Source organism: Achromobacter sp. 18P8.1.1 (genome assembly GCF_057799415.1).
Genome location: NZ_JBYOKH010000023.1, coordinates 24,488 through 41,731 on the forward strand (window position 1 = coordinate 24,488; position 17,244 = coordinate 41,731).

Annotated in this window: 20 protein-coding genes and 3 tRNA genes; 11 read left to right on the plus strand and 12 right to left on the minus strand. The window is 63.2% G+C overall.

Translation table 11 applies throughout. From position 1 onward, the window contains the following. The first annotated feature begins 211 nt into the window (after positions 1–211). Together AC27VE_RS15995 and AC27VE_RS16000 are read left to right on the plus strand one after the other, a co-directional pair. Entirely contained in the window at positions 212–1,177 is a 966-nt protein-coding gene (locus tag AC27VE_RS15995) for a Bug family tripartite tricarboxylate transporter substrate binding protein (protein ID WP_006225530.1), read from the plus strand. Then, on the plus strand, positions 1,174–2,835 hold the full coding sequence (locus AC27VE_RS16000; protein ID WP_488704409.1) for an FAD/NAD(P)-binding protein: 1,662 nt from the start codon (positions 1,174–1,176) through the stop codon (positions 2,833–2,835). The genes AC27VE_RS15995 and AC27VE_RS16000 overlap by 4 nt, the downstream gene beginning before the upstream one ends. Here the strand turns inward: AC27VE_RS16000 and AC27VE_RS16005 are convergent. Both AC27VE_RS16005 and AC27VE_RS16010 read right to left on the minus strand, forming a co-directional pair. Then, entirely contained in the window at positions 2,744–3,508 is a 765-nt protein-coding gene (locus AC27VE_RS16005) for an IclR family transcriptional regulator (protein WP_006225528.1), read from the minus strand. The genes AC27VE_RS16000 and AC27VE_RS16005 overlap by 92 nt on opposite strands. Before the next feature lie 77 nt (positions 3,509–3,585). Then, positions 3,586–4,212 carry a cysteine dioxygenase family protein gene (locus AC27VE_RS16010; RefSeq protein WP_488704410.1) on the minus strand — a complete coding sequence of 209 codons (627 nt, stop codon included), beginning with the start codon at positions 4,210–4,212 and terminating at the stop codon, positions 3,586–3,588. A gap of 169 nt (positions 4,213–4,381) precedes the next feature. On the opposite strand from AC27VE_RS16010, the gene AC27VE_RS16015 reads away from it, so the two are divergent. From AC27VE_RS16015 to AC27VE_RS16025, 3 genes are all read left to right on the plus strand, one after another. Further along, a complete protein-coding gene (locus tag AC27VE_RS16015) occupies positions 4,382–5,167 on the plus strand; it encodes an SIR2 family NAD-dependent protein deacylase (RefSeq protein WP_488704411.1) in 786 nt (261 codons plus the stop codon). Between the two features lie 196 nt (positions 5,168–5,363). Beyond that, positions 5,364–5,963, plus strand: coding sequence for a helix-turn-helix domain-containing protein (locus AC27VE_RS16020; RefSeq protein ID WP_088589275.1), 600 nt, complete (start codon positions 5,364–5,366; stop codon positions 5,961–5,963). Positions 5,964–6,057: 94 nt separating this feature from the next. Continuing rightward, positions 6,058–6,306 (plus strand): hypothetical protein, encoded by a 249-nt coding sequence (locus tag AC27VE_RS16025; RefSeq protein ID WP_175216741.1) that lies wholly within the window; start codon positions 6,058–6,060, stop codon positions 6,304–6,306. Between the two features lie 9 nt (positions 6,307–6,315). On the opposite strand, the gene AC27VE_RS16030 is transcribed toward AC27VE_RS16025, so the two are convergent. After that, positions 6,316–7,200 (minus strand): LysR family transcriptional regulator, encoded by an 885-nt coding sequence (locus AC27VE_RS16030; protein WP_488704412.1) that lies wholly within the window; start codon positions 7,198–7,200, stop codon positions 6,316–6,318. A gap of 144 nt (positions 7,201–7,344) precedes the next feature. Here AC27VE_RS16030 and AC27VE_RS16035 point away from each other — a divergent pair, with 144 nt between their 5' ends. Then, complete coding sequence (locus AC27VE_RS16035) at positions 7,345–7,941, plus strand: short chain dehydrogenase (RefSeq protein WP_088589092.1); 597 nt, start codon at positions 7,345–7,347, stop codon at positions 7,939–7,941. Positions 7,942–8,090: 149 nt separating this feature from the next. Here the strand turns inward: AC27VE_RS16035 and AC27VE_RS16040 are convergent. Further along, positions 8,091–8,167: transfer RNA gene (locus tag AC27VE_RS16040), tRNA-Arg, on the minus strand. Positions 8,168–8,352: 185 nt separating this feature from the next. On the opposite strand from AC27VE_RS16040, the gene AC27VE_RS16045 reads away from it, so the two are divergent. Next, positions 8,353–8,583, plus strand: a complete 231-nt coding sequence (locus AC27VE_RS16045; RefSeq protein ID WP_488704413.1) for a DUF3079 domain-containing protein — start codon at positions 8,353–8,355, stop codon at positions 8,581–8,583. A gap of 96 nt (positions 8,584–8,679) precedes the next feature. Here the strand turns inward: AC27VE_RS16045 and AC27VE_RS16050 are convergent. Then, positions 8,680–8,756, minus strand: a tRNA-Arg gene (locus AC27VE_RS16050). A gap of 125 nt (positions 8,757–8,881) precedes the next feature. Further along, a tRNA-Arg gene (locus AC27VE_RS16055) sits at positions 8,882–8,958 on the minus strand. Between the two features lie 263 nt (positions 8,959–9,221). Here AC27VE_RS16055 and acpA point away from each other — a divergent pair. Next, positions 9,222–10,958 (plus strand): acid phosphatase, encoded by a 1,737-nt coding sequence (gene acpA / locus AC27VE_RS16060; RefSeq protein ID WP_488704414.1) that lies wholly within the window; start codon positions 9,222–9,224, stop codon positions 10,956–10,958. A gap of 42 nt (positions 10,959–11,000) precedes the next feature. On the opposite strand, the gene AC27VE_RS16065 is transcribed toward acpA, so the two are convergent. Together AC27VE_RS16065 and AC27VE_RS16070 are read right to left on the minus strand one after the other, a co-directional pair. Further along, positions 11,001–11,804 (minus strand): ankyrin repeat domain-containing protein, encoded by an 804-nt coding sequence (locus AC27VE_RS16065; RefSeq protein WP_488704415.1) that lies wholly within the window; start codon positions 11,802–11,804, stop codon positions 11,001–11,003. Between the two features lie 9 nt (positions 11,805–11,813). After that, positions 11,814–12,332, minus strand: coding sequence for a DUF2199 domain-containing protein (locus AC27VE_RS16070; RefSeq protein ID WP_488704416.1), 519 nt, complete (start codon positions 12,330–12,332; stop codon positions 11,814–11,816). 108 nt (positions 12,333–12,440) lie between these two features. Between AC27VE_RS16070 and mnmH the strand changes: the two genes are divergently transcribed. Together mnmH and AC27VE_RS16080 are read left to right on the plus strand one after the other, a co-directional pair. After that, a complete protein-coding gene (gene mnmH / locus AC27VE_RS16075) occupies positions 12,441–13,487 on the plus strand; it encodes a tRNA 2-selenouridine(34) synthase MnmH (protein WP_488704417.1) in 1,047 nt (348 codons plus the stop codon). A gap of 61 nt (positions 13,488–13,548) precedes the next feature. Then, positions 13,549–13,989, plus strand: a complete 441-nt coding sequence (locus tag AC27VE_RS16080) for a GNAT family N-acetyltransferase (RefSeq protein ID WP_488704418.1) — start codon at positions 13,549–13,551, stop codon at positions 13,987–13,989. A gap of 267 nt (positions 13,990–14,256) precedes the next feature. Here AC27VE_RS16080 and AC27VE_RS16085 read toward each other — a convergent pair whose 3' ends face one another. Then, entirely contained in the window at positions 14,257–14,910 is a 654-nt protein-coding gene (locus tag AC27VE_RS16085) for a DUF2026 family protein (RefSeq protein ID WP_488704419.1), read from the minus strand. A gap of 161 nt (positions 14,911–15,071) precedes the next feature. Between AC27VE_RS16085 and AC27VE_RS16090 the strand changes: the two genes are divergently transcribed. Continuing rightward, positions 15,072–15,614, plus strand: a complete 543-nt coding sequence (locus AC27VE_RS16090) for a hypothetical protein (RefSeq protein ID WP_488704420.1) — start codon at positions 15,072–15,074, stop codon at positions 15,612–15,614. 331 nt (positions 15,615–15,945) lie between these two features. Here AC27VE_RS16090 and AC27VE_RS16095 read toward each other — a convergent pair whose 3' ends face one another. From AC27VE_RS16095 to AC27VE_RS16105, 3 genes are all read right to left on the minus strand, one after another. Then, positions 15,946–16,122, minus strand: coding sequence for a hypothetical protein (locus AC27VE_RS16095; RefSeq protein WP_488704421.1), 177 nt, complete (start codon positions 16,120–16,122; stop codon positions 15,946–15,948). Positions 16,123–16,186: 64 nt separating this feature from the next. Continuing rightward, positions 16,187–16,543, minus strand: a complete 357-nt coding sequence (locus AC27VE_RS16100; protein ID WP_488704422.1) for a hypothetical protein — start codon at positions 16,541–16,543, stop codon at positions 16,187–16,189. Positions 16,544–16,666: 123 nt separating this feature from the next. Then, positions 16,667–17,041, minus strand: a complete 375-nt coding sequence (locus AC27VE_RS16105) for a hypothetical protein (protein WP_488704423.1) — start codon at positions 17,039–17,041, stop codon at positions 16,667–16,669. Between the last annotated feature and the right edge of the window lie 203 nt (positions 17,042–17,244).

Below are 17,244 nucleotides of genomic sequence, written 5' to 3' on the forward strand. Positions count from 1 at the left end.
TTTATGCCATTCACCCGTGTTTCCTAGTGCAATCCCTAGGTGACGCGCTTAATTGTTGACCAGCATATCACCGTGTGGAATTCTACGTAAACCATTTATTGGAATACGAGTCCTATATTTTAGGACTTATAGAACAGGATCGCAGCGCCGCAAGCCCCCGCAGCCGCAGGGGCCCGCGCAGGACGGTCCGACCACACCAAGGAGACTCCCCATGAAGCAAACGTGGCGCATTGCGCTCGCCGGCGCCGTTCTGGCGCTGGCCGCCGGCCCAGCCCAAGCCCAGGCCTGGCCCTCGAAACCCGTGCGCATGGTCGTGCCGTTTCCCCCAGGCGGCGCCACGGATGCCGCCGCGCGCATCTACGCGCAACACCTGGGAGATTTCCTGGGGCAAGGCGTGGTGGTCGAAAACAAGGCGGGTGCGGGCGGCGAGATCGGTGCCGAGTACGTCGCCAAATCGGCGCCCGACGGCTACACGCTGCTGATGGGGGCCGTAGGCAGCCACGCGATCCACGCCGCCATGCCGGACAAGCCTGGCTATGACTTCGCCACCGCGTTTGTCGGCGTCTCCATGGCGACCAGCATGCCGATGGCGGTCGCCGTGAACAGCAAGGTGCCTGCCACGAACGTGCAGGAACTGATCGCGCTGGCCAAGAGCAAACCCGGCACCATCACGTTCGGATCGGCGGGCCCGGGCACGTCGCAACACATGGCGGGCGAACTCTTCCAGGTGGTGACGGGCACCCGCCTGATGCATGTGCCCTACCGCGGCAGCGGCCCGGCCATCACCGACTTGCTGGGCGGCCAGATCGACATGGTGATCGAAACCCTGCCCGCGCTCCTGCCGCAGGTCGCCAGCGGCAAGATCCGGCTGCTGGGGGTAACCACCGCCACGCGCGCCACCGCGCTACCCGACCTGCCCACACTGATGGAGCAAGGCGTGAAGGACTATTCCGTCGCCACCGCCTACGCGTTGCTGGCGCCCGCCGGCACGCCGCCTGCCGTCGTCGACAAGCTGTCGGCTGGCATGCAGAAGGCCGCCGCCATGGCCTCGGTGCAGCAGGCCGCGTTGAAGCTGGGCGCCGATGCCGTGGCCACATCGCCCGCCGACACCAGCCGCGTGCTCAAGCAGGAAGTCGCCCGCTGGGCGGACGTGGTGCGCATGTCGAACGCCAAATGACGCCTGCCCACGCATCCTCCCCATCGATGGCCGCGGACCTGGCCATCGTGGGCGGCGGCTCGGTCGCCGTCAGCCTGCTCTACCAATTCCTGCTGGCACTGGAAGCGGCGGGGCGCGGCCCCGCCTCCCTCCCCTTGCGCGTTGCGCTTTTCGAACCGCACGCGGAGCCGGGCCCGGGCGGCGCCTACCAGTCAGACCTGCCCAGCAATTTGCTCAACATCCCCGCCGGCAACATGTCGGCGCGGGCCGATCAGCGGATGGACTTCGTCGACTGGCTGCGCGAGCAGGATCCCGCCTGGCTGCGCGGAGCGGGCATCGAGACCGTTGCTCCGTCGGACTTCCTTCCGCGGCCGCTATTCGGCGCTTATATGCGCGCCGTCCATGCGCGTTGCCGCCAGTTGGCGCCATCGTTGGGCGTGACGCTGCTGCACGTGCAAAGCCGGGTCCAACGCGTGTCGCCGCTCCCCGACGGCGGCGTCTACGTGAATCCGGACGAGGGGCCGCCATGGCGTGCCCTCCATGCGGTACTGTGCAACGGCAACCTGCCTTCGCAGGCCTTTCCGCATCTGGAAGGCGCGCCAGGCTATTTCAACAGCCCCTACCCCGTCGCCGAATTGGCAGACACGATCGCGCGGGATGACGCCGTGTGCGTCGTGGGCACCAGCCTCAGCGCCGTGGACGCCATCGCCGCCCTGCAGCAATCCGGCCATCGCGGCCCCATCCTCTGTGTATCGCGCAACGGGCGGCTGCCCTCCGTGCGCAGCCCCCACAATCAGCCGCCCGCGGCGTTGCGCCACCTGAGCCGCGACGGCGCCTTGCAACTGGCCGCACGCCACGGCGGGGCGCTCTCCGTCGAGGTCATCACGCAAGCGTTGAAAGACGAGGTGCGGGCGATGGGCGGCACGCTGGACGCCGACGACGTGTTGGGCGTGGACGCAGACGCGCACACGGCGCTGGAAGAAGAGATCCGCCGTTCGTCGCAAGCGGCCCGCCCCTGGCAAGCGGTGGCCGCCGCCACCAACGCCGCGGTCGATCAGATCTGGCATTTGATGCCCGCCACTGAACGCCGCGTTTTCCAATCGCAATGGCGATCCCTGTGGATGGCGCGCCGCGCCACCTTTCCGATGCGCAATGCGCTGAAACTTCAGGCGCTGTTCCAAAGCGGCCAGTTGCAGGTGCGGGCGGGTTATGTGGACAGCCGCTACGACCCGGCGGACCAGCAGTTCCACACGCGCCTGCGCAGCGCCGATGGCCTCATCACGCAGGCCAGCCGCCATCTGGTAAATGCCACGAGCTTCTCGGTCGATACCGCGGCCACCCGCGATCCCTTGGTGGCGGCGTTGCTGCAGGACGGCCATGCGCAGGCGGACCCGTTCGGCGGGCTCGCGCTGGACTACGAATCGGGTTGCCTGAAAGATGCGCGGAACGCGGTGCTGACGCAGATCTCGGTGCTGGGCAGCCTGGCCGGCGGCACCTACTTCTGGACCACGTCGATGGATGTGAACGCGCGCTTGGCGCGGGATCAGGCACAGCGCCTCGCAATTGCGCTCGCGCGGCCGGCGCCGCTTACTGATCCAGGAAACCCCGCCGATAGCCCATCCCCTGCGAGATGGCCTGCGCACAGGCCGACACATCCGGCGCCAGCTGCTTCATCCTAGCGGCGCTCAGGCGGTCCAGCGGGCCAGAGATGCCCACGGCCGCCACGGGCTGGTCCAGGCTGTTGAACAGCGTCACGGCCAGCCCGCCCACGCCTTCGCGCCATTCGCCGCGGTTCACGGCGTAGCCCGCGCGGGCGATCTTGCGCAGCTCGTCTTTCAGCAGCGCCATGGACACGATGGTGGACGGCGTGTGGCGCACCAGTTGCTCGGCATAGCGTTCGACATAGCCGTCAGGCTGGTAGGCCAGCAAAGCCTTGCCGGTTGCGACGGCGTAAGCGGGTGCGCGGCCGCCCACCATGGAATAGGCCCGGATCGGCTGCGGGCTGTCGATCTTGTCGACGTAGACCACATCAAACCCGTCCAGTACCGACAAGTGCACGGTTTCGCCCGTCTGGTCAGCCAGCGTGCGCATGAACGGGGCCGCCAGTTTGCGCACGTCAAGTTGCGCAAGCTGGCGCGCCGCCAATTCGAACAGGCGCACCGCGCCACGGTATCCGCCGCCGTCATCGTCCTTGATGACGTAGCCGGCGTGGATCAGCGTTTGCAATGTGCGATGCGTATTGCTGCGGGTGAGGCCAACCCGCGCGGCCAGCGCATCAATGGTGCGCGGCGGATTGTCCACGTCGGTCACCGCTTCCAACACCATCAACCCCTTGAGCAGCGTCTTGTCCATGCTATTTTTTCCTAATATTTAGGACGGGAACATAGCATGAGACGCCGCGCGCGAACAGCGCTTTCGGGGCGCGGCGCTCAGCCTTTCAGCCCAGGGATGGTGGCACGCACGGCGGCGGACCGGTCCCACAGATTCGGCAGGCTGGGCGACGAATAGCCGGAGACAAACGGCTTGGGCTGCCCCGTCTGCGGATCATAGACATGGCGCGACACCGCACCGATGTTGCCGCCGTACAGGTGCACACTGATCGACACGCGATCCGCGAAGGCGTTGGACACGCGATGGATGTCGCCCTCTTCAGGCGACAGGCGTTCGACGTCACCAGGCTGCAAGGTGGTGGCCTCGCCCGCGGGCGTCAGTTGGCCGTCCGCATGGCGCGCATAGCGCTGATTGATTTCAGCGCCCCGCAGCATGCCCACATAGCCCCAGACCTCATGGTCATGCACCGGCGTGAACTGCCCTGGTCCCCAGACGAAACTGACCAGCGAAAACCGCTCCAGCGGATCGCAATGCAGCAGGAACTGCTGGTAGTACTGCGGATGCGGCGTGGTACAGGCCTCGGGCAACCAATCGTCGTGGCGCACCAGGTCGGCGAAGGCCGCTTCCAGCGCCGGCGTCTGCGCCAGCCCGTCCGGGGTGGCCAGGCGCGTCGCGGTGGCGATAAAACGGCGAAGCCGGTCCAGACCGGGTGAAGCGTCGGGCATTGCGTGTCTCCGTGTCGGCGGGAAAATCCCAGATGAGAAAACCAGTATCCACCATTCGGGATACTTGCGCACGTTTATCCCTGCCGCGTTCACGGCGATGGGAGCCAAGCCGCGCTTGACAGGCGTGGGCGTAAGCGCGCAGCGTATCGGACTATCTTCCAGGTTGAAAATGACGAGTACTTATCAAGATATTCCGCCCACGCTCGTGGAGACGTTACGCGGCGCGCAGCGCGTCGTCGTCTTCACCGGCGCCGGGGTTTCCGCGGAAAGCGGCATCGCCACCTTCCGCGATGCCTTGACCGGTTTGTGGTCGCGCTTTGACGCGCAAGCACTGGCCACGCCCGAAGCGTTCCGCGCGCATCCCGATGTCGTCTGGGGCTGGTATGAATGGCGCCGCGCACAAGCGCTGCGCGCCGAACCGAACGCCGCGCACCGCGCCATTGCGGCGTTGGCGCGCCACGTGCCCGAATTGATTGTCGTCACGCAGAACGTGGACGACCTGCACGAGCGTGCCGGCAGCCCTCAGGTAGCGCACCTGCACGGCAGCCTGCATGCGCCGCGCTGTTCATCTTGCGGTACGCCGCAAGCGTTGTCCGGCGGCGTGCCGGAGGAACCCCACGAAGGACGCCGCCTCGCGCCGCCCGCCTGCACGCCTTGCGGCGCGCCGGTGCGGCCGGGCGTCGTCTGGTTTGGCGAAAGCCTGCCTGCCGACGCATGGCGCGACGCGCTGCGCGCGGCCGAACAATGCGATCTGCTCTTCTCCATCGGCACGTCGGCGCTGGTCTACCCTGCCGCTGAATTGCCGCAACGCGCACTGGCCGCAGGGGCCACGGTCGTTCAGGTCAACCCGACCGTGACGCCGCTGGACCGGCAAGCGCACTGCAATTTGCACGGCGCTGCCGCCGACGTCATGCCCCGCCTGCTGGCGGCGGCTTTCGGCGCCACGGGCCGCTGACCACCCTCCGCCACACTCAAGCAACAGGCCCCTGGCCGATGGGCGACGCGGGCTTGATCGCGTCATGTCTAGTGAAGATTTGTGAAGATCTTTAGGGCCGTTGTGGGGTAGAAACAAGGTTGCTGCAGCAGTCGAGGGGAAACCCCAAATCTCACCGCTTCGTCACCGGATTACAGTGGCGCAAGCTGTTTCGGCCGTGGAGAGCATCATCCCTTTTTCCTGGAGACTTCCCGATGTTTTTGTGCGCTCATCAGACGGTGTCCTGCATCGTGTGGTGCGCCACGCCACGACCACCGAAACCATCGCCAAACTTGAGAGCGTTCCCAGCAATTACCACCTGGATTGCGAGTGCATGCTCGATAACGGCGAAACGCTTTCCTGGATAGGAAATAACCAGTATCGTCAGACTAATGGCGGTGCGATCTACACCGCCGAATCCGATATCACGACGCCCCGAGGCGAATCCCGCAAAAGCGGCGCCGCCAAGCGAAGTGGGCCGGATGCATACAGGGCAACCCCGCACAAGAAACTGACTGCGGAGCGCGCCCCTTTACCACTAGCTGTCGTCAATCTAAAAACCGGCAACGATTGGAGCCTGATACGCGCCTGGCGCGAGCACCTCAATATCAGCACTGCGGATATGGCTGCCCGGCTTGGCGTGGACCACTCTATCTACATTGAATTGGAACGGCCGCGTCCACGGCCTCGCCAGGTCATCCTGGATCGCGTTTCGGAAGCATTGGGCGTGTCACCCGACCAACTCGATGATTCATTGTTAGGGGGACGTTTTCAGTAGCGCAGCGAGGGGATTCCCCTTGGCTTCGGAAATTGAAGCGTCCACGTGACTTTGGCGCCGCATGAAAGACGGCCCCGCGCAGGAGGTAAGCAGTATGCTCGGCACCGCAAGACGATTGACGGACGTGCTGGTCACGTCCCCCGATGGCACCCTGTACCGCATTGAACGTTTCGTGGCCGACCTTGACGCGTATTCCGCGCTGGGGACGTCGCGCTTTGATCCGAAGATGCATTGCATCTGTCGGACCAGTTCAGGCGAAAAAGTCACCTGGCTTGGCGGCCAGGCCTACGAGATGCTCAAGAACGGCATCTCGCTGACGGCGGTCGACCGACGACGGCGGTGAGCCCGTGCCCTACCGCGTGAATCGATCCACCAAAAAGTCCACGAAGGTCGTGAGCTTGGGCAACGCCTGCCTGTCCTTGGGATACAGCAGCGAGATCGGGCGCGCGGCGGGCCAGTACGGCTGCAAGATCGGCACCAGCCTGCCTGCGCGCACGTCATCGCCCAGCAACAGTTCGGGCTGCAGCACCACCCCAAAGCCCGCCAGCGACGCTTGCCGCAGCGCCTGGCCATTGTTCGACACGAACCGGCCGGTGGGATACCCCACCTGATTGCCATCCCCGCTGTTCAACTGCCAGCCAGTGCGACGGCTCCAATAGGAAAAATCCAGGCATTGATGCCGCACCAGGTCGTCCGGCGTGGCGGGCGTGCCGTAGCGCTCCAGATACGCGGGTGCCGCGCAGACGATCATCTGGTAGCGCCCGATCGTGCGCGCGACGAGCGTTGAATCCGCCGGCTCGCCGATCCGCACCGCCAGGTCATAGCGCGCCGCGACAATGTCTTCCACCACATCGCTCAGCACCAGCTCCACACTGACATCGGGATAGATGGACAAGTAGTCGGCAATGGCCGGCGTCAGCGCAAATGAACCGAAAGTCACGGTCGAGGTGATACGCAAATGACCTCTGGGCGTCAGGCGCAAGGCTTCGGCGCCCTGTTCAGCATCGCGGATCTCGCCCAGGATGGTCTTGCAGCGCGCGAAATAGGCCTGGCCCGCTTCAGTCAGGCTTTGCCGGCGCGTGGTGCGGTTCATCAGGCGCACGCCCAAGCGGGCCTCCAGGCCCTTGACGTGCTTGGCCGCCATGGCCGCCGACATCTGGTGCCGCGCTGCCGCCGCGGTCAGGCTGCCCAGCTCCACGACCGCCACGAACACTTCCATGCTTAGCAACCGGTCCATGAATTACGCACCCTGAGTATGAAGTGTTTCCACCATTCCTGGATTTTTCCATGGAAATCGAACGGCGAGAATGCTTGCATGCACTGGCGCTCGGCCGGTGCGCCCCAAAGCCAACAGATTTCGGGCAATCCCCGGGAGACCCTTATGAAAATCATCCTTATCGGCGCCACCGGCACCATCGGCCGCGCGGTCGCACAAGAGCTCGGCCAACGCCACGACATCATCGCCGTGGGCAAGACCCAAGGCCAGTATCAGGTCGACGTGACCCGCAGCGACAGCATTCGGAACCTGTTCGAACGCGTGGGCAAAGTGGATGCGATCGTCTCCACGACCGGCACCCTGCACTTCGGCCCGCTCTCCGAAATGACGGCAGACCAGTTCAAGATCGGCTTGCACGACAAACTGCTGGGCCAGGTGGATCTTGCGCTGATCGGCCAGCACTACGTCAACGCGGGCGGCTCCATCACGCTTACCAGCGGCATCGTCAGCGATGAACCCATCCGCTTCGGCGCCAACGCCTCGGCGGTCAATTCCGCCATCGACGGTTTTGTGCGCGGCGCGGCCGTGGAACTGCAAGGCATCCGCATCAACTCCGTCAGCCCGACCGTGCTGCAGGAGTCGATGGCAAGCTATGGCCCCTACTTCCCCGGCTTCGAAGCCGCGCCCGCCAGCCGCGTGGCCCTGGCCTACAGCCGCAGCGTCGAAGGCGCGCAGACAGGGCGCGTGATCCGGGTGTGGTGATGCACGATTGACCTGCTGCAGCGGACTTGGCAGCAGTCGCCCGGACAAAAGAAAAGCGGCTTGATGGATGACCATTAAGCCGCTTTTTGTATTGCTTCTGCCTTTCGGCTGAACCGCGGCATCGTCGATACCGCGTGTTCAAAATAAGGTGGCGCGCCCGGCAGGATTCGAACCTACGACCCCCTGGTTCGTAGCCAGGTACTCTATCCAGCTGAGCTACGGGCGCTCCGAAAGAGGCGTGTTTATAACATGAATAAATACCATCGTGCAAATCGGGGGCCGAAAACCCGCGGTTTTCGGGGATGCACGATGCCTTGCGCCAGATCAACGATGGCCTGCGCCCCCGCGCAGTACGCTGAATGTGCAGCAATGCAGGACCCGATCCTGCCCCACCCCGCACGCAGGCAAACCATGGCCAAGAAATTTCCGATGCATCCCAAGCACCCCGAACGCATCTGCTGGGGCTGCGACCGCTATTGCCCGACCGACGCGATGAGTTGCGGCAATGGCTCCGACCGCACCATGCACCCCATCGAACTCCTTGGAGACGATTGGGCAAGCGTGGGGGATTGGGGATTCGAAGACACCGATGATGCGCGGCACGCCGCGCAAACTGCGGCCACACAGGCGCCGCAGCACTGAATTTCCCTGCGCAGTTTCAATACGCATGCACGCCATGCGCCGGAAAAACAAAAAGGCCTTCGATACGAGATCAAAGGCCTTTCCATTTTCTTTCTTTGGCGCGCCCGGCAGGATTCGAACCTACGACCCCCTGGTTCGTAGCCAGGTACTCTATCCAGCTGAGCTACGGGCGCTCCGACAAAGAGGCAAAATTATATCAGAATAATTAAGCCGTTGGGGCTGCTGCTACCCCTATTTGCTTTTTCTTTTAAGTTTTTTCGCATCCTGCGTTCACAAGGAACATGGGGTACTGAAAACTTGGCGCGCCCGGCAGGATTCGAACCTACGACCCCCTGGTTCGTAGCCAGGTACTCTATCCAGCTGAGCTACGGGCGCATCAAAAAGCAAGCCTTGAATAATAGCGTTGTTTCAGAAAACGTGCAAGTCAGGGGCGGGAATATTTCATACCGATCCGCATCGCGCACGCTGCATACCGCTGCCTGCCGCCCTTGCGTACAGCTTTCTGACAGCGGATGGTCACACCGATAGAACGTTGGCTCTTTAGCCTAGCGGCCGTTAACGATGCCGGCTGTCATCCGGCGATCCCGTGGCGCAATGACAGTGCGCCACGTTACCCGCAAGCTCAAGAGTCCATCCTCATGTCTGACAAAGAAAAGAACACCGGCGCGCCGTCCGCCGCTCCCACGGACGCGGAATCTCCCGTACGCCCCACGCGCCGCGGCTTCCTGACCGGCATCGCCGCGCTGGGCGCCAGCGCTGCAGCGATGGGCGCCTTGTCCGGTTGCTCGAGCGATGACGACGATGACAGCCCCGCCACGCCCACGCCGGATCCCACGCCGACGCCCACTCCCGCGCCGGATCTGACCCAGCAGTTGCGTGCCAACGTGAAGACGGTGGTCGTGATCTTTGCCGAGAACCGCAGCTTCAACAACTTGTTCGCCAATTTCCCCGGCGTGGAAAAACCGCTGTCCGCATTGACCGCGGCAGACTACGCGCAGAACGACCGCGACGGCACGCCGCTATCCGTCCTGCCGCCCGTGTGGAACGGCATGGTGCCCACGTCGCAACAGGCCAACCACATCACGTACCAGGTGGATCAAGCCGCGCCCTACATGAACAATCTGCCTAACGCGCCGTTCGCGCTGCTGGGACCGCAGGGCGAACCGCTGCCCCAGGGCGTCGTCACGCGTGACCTGTGGCACGTGTTCTATCAAAACCAGATGCAGATCAACGGCGGCAAGAACGACCGCTTCGTCGCGTGGGCCGACTCCGGCGCGCTGGTCATGGGCCACTACAGCGATTCCGCCTACAACCTGCGCCTGTGGAAGCTTGCCCAGGAATTCGTGCTGTGCGACAACTTCTTCCAGGGCGCATTCGGCGGTTCGTTCCTGAACCATCAATATCTGGTCGCGGGCCGTCCGCCCTTCTACCCCGATGTGGCGGACTCGGTCGCCAAGACCCAGATCGCGCAACTGCAAAGCGCCGATCCCGCCGATCCGCGCCTGCAGCCCAAGCCCGCATCACCCGCAAGCGCGCTGACCGGCATTCCGCAATTCGGCGCCAGCGCGCTGACGCCGGACGGCTACGGCGTGAATACCATGGCCCCGCCCTACTGGCCTTCGTTCAGCCGCGACGCCACCGACCCGACGCAGGCTGACGCCACCAATCCGCAAACGATGGTGCCGCAAACTCACAACAACATCGGCGACCTGATGACCGCCAAGGGGCTGGACTGGGCCTGGTACGCGGGCGGCTGGCAAGCCGCCGTGGACTCCACGGCCAACACGGGCTTTCCGTCGTCGCCTAATTTCCAAGCGCATCACCAACCCTTCAACTACTTCAAGAGCACCGCACCCGGCACCGCCGCGCGCACCGCGCACCTGCGCGATGGCGGACTGGGCGACCTGTCGTCCACCAACAAATTCCTGGCCGACGCCGAAGCCGGCAAGCTGCCCGCGCTGACGTTCTACAAGCCGCAAGGCAACCTGAACATGCATGCGGGCTACGCGGACGTGGACTCGGGCGACCGCCATATCGCCCACATCGTCGACAGCCTGCGCAAGAGCGCGCAGTGGGAGAACATGGTGGTGGTGGTCACCGTCGACGAAAACGGTGGCTGGTGGGACCACGTGGCGCCCCCGCAGGGCGATCGCTGGGGTCCGGGCACCCGCATCCCCGCGCTGGTGATCTCGCCCTTCGCCAAGAAGGGCACCGTCGACCACACGGTGTACGACACCGGTTCGATCCTGCGTCTGGCGACGCGCGTGTTCGACCTGCCGATGCTCGAAGGCCTGAAGGCACGCGACGACGCGATGTCGGCACGCGGTCAGCACCCCATGGGCGACCTGAGCAATGCGCTGACGTTCAGCGCCTGAGCGCGGTTGCCGACGGCGCGTGCGCCGTCGGCCTTCGGCGACCTAGAAAAGTGTGAGCGTGGGCCGCCGGGCGCTGCTGCCGTTCCATGCGGCGGGCAGCCCGGCCGCCTCCGCGGCGCGCACGATCAGTTCCCCTACCCGCACCATGTCGGCATCCCCGCCTTCCGGCGCGCCCCAGAACGCCAGTTCCAGCCGCCCTTCCCTCTTGGCGCGGTTGCGGTCCTGGCGCGTATAGAAGCAGAATCCGTGCAGGCCGGCGGCTGCACCGCCGCGCTCGTGAAAGATTTCCGAGCAATCGGCAAAGCCATCGGACTGCGTCGTGCCCGCATCCTGGAGGGCCACCAGCCCCGCCTGCGTCAATGATGCAAACAACGCATCCAGCCGCGCCTGCGCGTCGCGCCATTGCGCGGCAGTGAGCTTGACGGGTTCCGGCTCAGGCTCCGGCACTTCCAGCGTCACGCCGGTCAGCGCGGACAGCAGCTCCTGCACTTCGGGCATCATCGCGTTCACGGTGATGTGATTGCCATGGGCATCGCGGATATCCGCGCGGGCGCCCGCGTCGATCAACAATTGCACCGCGTCCGTGCTGGGCGCGAACTCGGCCGCCAGATACAGCGCCGTGCGCCCTTCACGATGAAATTCCAACGGACTGCCGGCGTCGACCAGCAGCTTCAACACCGCCAGGTTCTCGGAGATCGCCGTGTCGTTGGCGCCCATCGCCGCTTGCTGCAACGCTGTGAATCCATACGCATCGACCGCCGCCGGGTCCGCGCCCGCCTCCAGGCAAGCCTGCACCCCTTTCACATGGCCGCGGCGGGCGGCGTCGAATATCTTGCTGACTTTCAAAGGCGGCTCCTAGGTCTGCGCGTCGCCTGCGCCGTGCACAAGCATTGCATAGATTTCCGCGACCCTCTCCACCGTGATGCCTTCGCGTTGTTCGACGGCAAGCGGGTGGTTGGTCGGCTCCAGTTCAATCGATGGCCTGACCCCGCCATCGCGCAAGTGCACGTGCGTCTTCAGGCTCAACGTATCCGGATAAGGCGCCAACTGCGTATTCAGCCAGCCGAACAGGGGTGGTGTCTGCGCGCGTTCAGAGGCGTCGAAAGTGCGTACCCAGGTTTCGAAGCTGGCCAGGCTGACCGACACCCATACGCCCCACACAAAGGGCTCGGGATGGCCATGGATGGGCAGCTCGATGCAGCCCCGCACGAAGAAATGCTCCTCGTCGATCACGCAGTCGTCGCTGCCCAGGTCGCCGCGCTGCTGGCGCTCTTCCGGCGCAAGGCGGTAATAGCTTTCAGGCGCGTCGGCGCCAAAGCTGGGCAGGCCGTGATGGACCTGATCGCACGAAGCGCATTTGAATGAGAATTCCATATTCCGGGCAGGCAGGGAGAATGCGCAGATGATAGCAACCGGCACGGCGGGAAAGCTTTATCCTAGGGAGCTCTTCCCATCCATCGCATCCCCGAAACGGCTCCTGACGTGAAACACCTGCTCGCCAGCTTGGACAAGCTGGCAGATTTCGACGAAATCATCGATGTGCGCTCGCCGCTGGAATACGCCGACGACCATATTCCCGGAGCGATCAACGCGCCCGTGCTCAGCAACGAAGAACGCGTGCAGGTCGGCACCCTGTACCGTCAGGTCTCGCCCTTCGAAGCGTCGCGCATCGGTGCGGCCATCGTGGCGCGCAACATCGCGCGGCATCTGGAGACCACCTTCGCCGCCCGGCCGCAAGGATGGCGCCCGCTGGTCTATTGCTGGCGCGGCGGCAAGCGCTCCGGCTCGATGACCGTCATGTTCAACATGATCGGCTGGCGCGCACGGCAATTGGACGGCGGCTACAAAACCTACCGCGGCGCCACACTGCAGGCGCTGGACACGTTGCCCGCGGCGCTGCGCTGTGTAGTGCTGGTCGGCCCCACCGGCAGTGGCAAGACGCGGCTGCTCAACGCGCTGGACCAGGCGGGCGCGCAGACGCTGGACCTGGAACAGCTGGCCTCGCATCGCGGATCGCTGCTGGGCGCCCTGCCCGACATCACACAACCCTCGCAAAAGCGCTTCGACACGCTGCTGGCCGCGCGCCTGCGGGCGTTCGACGCCAGCCAACCCGTGTACGTGGAAGCGGAAAGCCGCAAGATCGGCTCGGTCGCGCTGCCGCCCGCGCTGCTGCAGGCCATGCACCGCGGCGCCTGCATCGAAGTCGTCTCCTCGCGCGAAGACCGCGCCGCGTTCCTGCAGCAGGATTACGCGCAGCTGTTCGAAAACCCGGACTGGCTGAAAGCCCAACTGCAACGCCTGCTGGGCCTGCACAGCCGCGACGTCATCAACGGCTGGCTGAAGATGGTGGACGAAGGGCGACGCATCGACCTCGCCCGCGAACTCATCGACCGCCACTACGACCCCGCCTACGCTCGCAGCAGCCACACGCACTTCACGCAATTGCCGCAAGCCACACGGATGGCTTTTCGGCCGAATGACGCTGACGGAGTAGAACAAGCACGCGCGCTCTTGAAGGCGTTGGCGTGAATCTATCAACGACGCCCCGCCCGCAGAACTATCAATCTTTCGCACAAGGAACCCGGCAACCATGACCGAACCACGCAGCAATATCCTGCTGGAAATCAGACGGCTCACGCCTGCAGAATGGGGTCACGCCTACCCCGTGATCGCCCAACTCCGATCGTTGGACGAAGCAGAATTCCTGGCGCGGGCACGCCGCCAATCGCATTCAGGTTACGAGCTTGTCGCGGCCTTTCTGGACGGAAAGATCATCGGGGTCCTGGGGATGCGGCCCGTTCACACGTTGGCGCGCGGACCACACCTGCATGTTGACGACCTCGTCGTCGACGCGGCGGTGCGTGGCAGTGGTGCTGGCCGGGCCTTGATGGACTACGCTGAACGCGACGCGCGCGCTCGTGGCATGACGGCGGTGTTTCTCGATGCGAGGCCGGACGCCGTTGCGTTTTACGAACGGGAAAACTATCAACTGCATGGGGCGCCTTCGATGAAGAAGGTGCTTGCGCCCTGAAGGAAAGGCGGCCACGGTCGGGCACCGAGCAAATAACCTCAACCCATGAAAAAACCCCGCAATCACTTTCGCGATTGCGGGGTTTTTATCTTCAGCACTGGCCAGAAGCCAGTACTAAAGCTTATCTGGCGGAGACGGTGTCATTCAAACTTACCAAATAAGCCGTTGAAAACACTTAACAAATTACACACGACTTACAAACACATCCGCAAAAATACCCTCGATTACCATCTTTGTTAGACCGCCAAGCCCCAGCAGTGGTGGCACCTACCAAACGCCGACAATTGGTTTCGCGTCTACCTTCACTTTGATTACCTCTCCTAGATCATTCCCTATCACTAGGGACGTAGGTAGGGGCTTCGGCGGTGCAACAAACCACTGTGCGCAACTGAGCACAAGGTCCATCGCCGCGGCGTGGCGTTCAAGTTTGCTGACATATAGGCGCGTAAGTTCGATATTGGGCTCAAAAAAGAAATCGCCCGGCCGCTCCACCTCTCCCCATGATCCAGCCATCGCAGCCTTTGGCCTCTGAAACATCTTTCGAGGGACGTTAGGCTTGGCCGAGCCATCTGCGCCCATGTAGTCGCCATATAGCGGCGCCGCGAAGTCAAGGTAATGCCGTTCGGTCATAACCCAGCAATGGAACCCGTCGTGGTCGCTGTACAGACTCCCGCTCTCTGCATGGATGTGGCCCATCACCAAAGCCTGGCTGGAATCTGGCGCCACCTTTAGCATTGCCGCACCGCACACAGGGACGGCCTTAATCTTCAACTTCTTGAGCAGGATGTAGGCTGCGGCAAAATTGTAAAAGAGGCAGTTCGGCTTCCCCTCATAGCCCTGGGTAGATGCATGCGCAGAATGCACGATTTTGAATATCCGTTCATACGTTTGCAACGTAATCTGAGGTGGCAGGAATTTCATAGGCATCTTGGAATGTTGGCATGGGGCTTGTTTATAACCCGGCGACTATAAGCCTCAAAAAGCGCGTTGGATGAGCCTAGGCATCGGCCGCATTCCGGCCAAACTGGCAGTACCGATCGGTTTGCCATACGATTGCCCATCACCGCAGGGGCGTTGGAAACATGGACATCGATATCTCTTGGAACTTGCTTGGCAAGGCAGTCTTGGCTTGGCTCGGCTTGTACTTGCTTTCTCCAGCCTTGCTAATTGCCCGTGACCAGGTTCTATGGTGGGCCATGAGCCGATGGCTGCTGAATAGGCAACTTCGCGATGCTATCGTGACAAAGGCAGCATGGGAAAGCCGATCCAAGGACAAACGTACCCTATTGTTTGCAATCGGCACAGGCGATCTGGCGGAGTATTACGTGGGAGGTAAGCAGATTTCCCAGGCAGAATTCTTAGCCGCTCACAAAGAGGATACCGAAGTCGACCGCAAGCTTCAGGAGGCCGACGACCTCATAGCGCGACGACGCGCCAACGTGGACACCCTCCTCCGCTACTTCAAACAACCTCCCGAATTGAATCCGATTGAACGCTGGATTGCTGAACAGCGAGCTACTGTACAGATGTATGCGGAGCATTTTCGCTCCCCGGCGGGAGTCGACGCGATATCTCGGCAGTTGGAGAAACGCTCCAACGGCGCGGCGCAATCGCGCAATTCCTAAACTATCGGAAACGCGTCGTAGCTGCGTCCATGTGCGTACATTGCCATGCCTCGCCCATGGGCCGTAGTGCCGCAGCAAGGCTGGCGCCAAGGGGTGACGCAAAGATGAGTCGTTTCTGCCCCATTTAGCGCGCAGGAGTGGAGGGGGAAGACTGCGCGCCAGGGGGGTGCTGTTGACTAGAACACTGTATATTCATACAGTACTTTGAGGCACCCCTATGGACTTCTTCGACCGCCCATCACCAGCGCCCCTGCCTGCGGCCCGTATACGGGCGCTTTACGCTCAAAACCCAACCGCTGAGGCCTGTGCGCTGGCCTGGGAGATATGGCGCCTACAGCGCGTCGTAGTAGCCCTGGAAGCTGGTCTCAGAAGCGCCAGCACCCTGCGCCATCGGCAAGACATCCTCGACCGTGTGGCCGAACTGCGGGAATACGTCCAGGCCGAACCGTGCTTGAACGAAGCGCTCGCCGTGAAGCCTGGGCGCAAGTGCGGCGAAGAGCGGTAGCAACAGCGCCGCCTACCGACGAAAAAAAGCCCCGCCGAAGCGGGGCATGTGATCAATGTCGGGCGGCCTATTCGCTCTCGCCCGTATGCACGACATAGGGCCGAAACTTCACCACCTCCTGCCCGAGCCATTCATTCAGGCCCAAGAGTGTCGCCTGTAGCGGCTCCAGCTCGTTGCGTGCGAACGCCTGCGCGGCCGGTAGGATCGCGCCGAACCCGCCGCTATTGCTGGGCACCAGCCCCATGAGTTGGGGCGGCACCCGGTGCGCGGCGAGCATGTCATCGCGGCTGATGTTCTTGATGTTGAAGAAATCATCACGCGCTGCAACTTCGCTTACCGGGATGATCTGCAAGCCGTCCCTCTTTCCACCAGGGGCATAGACAAACAGGTTGCGGAAGTTGCCCGGGCCTTTCGAGTTCTTCAAAGCCTAACGGATGCCGTTCACATAGCTTTCATCTTGGATGGTGTCCGTCACGTACATGACGAAGCCCGCATGACTGCCGTTCTGGTAATACTTGCGCCGAAACAGCGTCGCGGACTCGTTCAGCTAGGCCGAATTCAGTGCCGCAAGATACTCGGGCATGCGGTAGATTTCCTGGTTGATATCGGCCTGCACGAGGTGGGCCACGGTCCCCCGCTCGAATTCGTGCTCCTGCCCGATGGTTGGGACATAGAAATATTGATCGCCCTCCACCCCGCGCCGCGAGTACTTGGCCAGGGCATGGCTCACACCCAGCAGCTTGCCGGTCACGCTGTCCTGCCGCTCCGCCTGCGCGTTGCCGAAGATCAGGAAATCAACCGCCATCTTGTGGCACGTCGCCCTGCTGAAAAGGCGATTCGGCGCCAGCGTGGACGCCAGGATATTGGCCCTGAAGGAGACGGCCGGACCGTGGAGCGGAATCGCGCGAAACGACTTGGCCAATCCGCCAAAATTGACGGTTGGCTTATACCAGCGACCGTTTTTCCAGCATTCCAGATAGTCCAGCGTGGAGTATGGCTGTCAGACCGCACGTACGCCTGAGGCCAAATTTAGATACGTCCACCATGGCGAAATTCGCAGGTACGCACTACGCTCCGCGCTTAACCTTCCAGCCCGCCACCATAGTCGCGTAGATCCCCTGCCCT